A 1090-nucleotide genomic window follows, 5' to 3' on the forward strand; every position below is an offset into this window, starting at 1 on the left:
GAGGGTGCATTCTCCGGTGCGCAGGGCTTGGCAGGCCAGATGTACGGCGACCAGGGATGAGGAGCAGGCGGTGTCGACGGTGATGGCCGCGCCTTCCAGTCCGAGGCTGTAGGCGATCCGACCGGACGCCACACTCGGCGTACTGCCGGTCAGGATGTGGCCGTCGGCGGACCACCGCACCGCCGCCGCGCCGTAGTAGTGCGCGGTGGCACCGACGAACACGCCGGTGGCGGTCCCGCGCAGCGTGGTCGGGTCGATCCCGGCCCGCTCGGCGGTCTCCCACGCCGTCTCCAGCAGTATCCGCTGCTGGGGGTCCATGGCGGCCGCCTCGCGGGGGCTGATGCCGAAGAAGGCGGCGTCGAAGTCGGCGGCATCGTGCAGGAACGCGCCGAACCGGGCGTACGTGGTACCGGGCCGGTCGGGGTCGGGGTCATAGAGGGCGTCGAGGTCCCAGCCCCGGTCGGCAGGGAATCCGCCGACCACGTGGTTCCCCGCGGCGACCAGGTCCCAGAGTTCGTCGGGCGAGTGCGTTCCACCGGGAAAGCGGCACCCCATACCGATGATCACGATGGGATCGTCGGCCGGTGGCCGGTGGGTGCCGGTCTCCGGCTCCCTCGTCGCCGCGCCTCCCCGCAGGTGCGCGGCGAGTTCGCGGGGCGTGGGGTGGTCGAAGACGACGGTGCTGGGCAGCCGAAGGCCGGTGGCCGTGTTGAGCCGGTTGCGCAGTTCCAGGCCGGTCAGCGAGTCGAACCCCAGCTCCTTGAACGGGCGGTCGGCCGCGATGGCGGCGGAGTCGGAGTGTCCCAGGACGGCGGCCGCGTGCTGCCGTACCAGCTCGGTGAGCACCGCGCGCTGCCCGCGCTCGTCCAGCCTCGACAGCCGGCTGCGCAACGAGCCCGGATCATCGGTGTCCGGACCGGCGGCGCGTGCCGCCTCGCGTCTCGGTCGGGGCGGCGAGACCGCGGCGATGGGAGCGGGGTGGCGGGTGGCGAGCGCGGCGTCGAGGAGGGCGAGGGCGGTCGGGGTCGTGAGAGGGGTGACGCCGGCGTTGTGGAGGCGTTGGTGGTCGGTGTGGGTGAGGTGGGTGGTC

Annotated in this window: 1 protein-coding gene; it reads right to left on the reverse strand. The window is 73.2% G+C overall.

Translation table 11 applies throughout. The annotated features are described in order from the left end of the window. Positions 1 to 1090: acyl carrier protein (locus tag E1300_RS49570; protein WP_165503367.1), on the reverse strand; the 1090-nt coding region annotated here is incomplete at both ends.

Origin of the sequence: Actinomadura fibrosa, assembly GCF_900659615.1 — a bacterium.
In the GTDB taxonomy this organism is placed as follows: domain Bacteria; phylum Actinomycetota; class Actinomycetes; order Streptosporangiales; family Streptosporangiaceae; genus Spirillospora; species Spirillospora fibrosa.